General features: G+C 64.5%; 1 protein-coding gene. It reads left to right on the top strand.

Features of this window, described 5'->3' with window-relative positions; genetic code table 11:
• Positions 1 to 414 (top strand): IS630 family transposase (locus tag ACNAW0_RS30690; protein WP_416291531.1); only part of this gene is annotated, 414 nt, incomplete at both ends.

Genomic DNA, 414 nt, shown 5'->3' with positions numbered 1-414 from the left:
GAAGGCGCAGATCCAAGCCCTGCAACGCTCGCAGCCGGTGCTGCCGATGATGCCCGGCATGCCTGAGCGGCGCACCCACGACTACATCCGCAACGGCATCACCAGCCTGTTCGCCGCGTTCAACGTCGCCGACGGCACCGTGATCAGCGCCCTGCACCGCCGCCACCGGGCCGCCGAGTTCAAGAAGTTCCTCGCCAAGATCGATGCCGAGGTGCCCGCAGAGCTGGACGTGCACCTCATCTGCGATAACTACGGCACCCACAAGACCCCCGCGATCAAGGCGTGGCTGGACAAACATCCCCGGTTCCACATGCACTTCACCCCGACCAGTTCGTCGTGGATCAATCAGGTGGAGCGCTGGTTCGGTTTCCTCACCGACCAGATGATCCGCCGCGGCACGCACAAGTCCGTGCA

The sequence above is a fragment of the Micromonospora sp. SL1-18 genome (assembly GCF_047921505.1).
Lineage (GTDB): Bacteria > Actinomycetota > Actinomycetes > Mycobacteriales > Micromonosporaceae > Micromonospora.
This window is presented reverse-complemented; position numbering and strand designations above follow the sequence as displayed.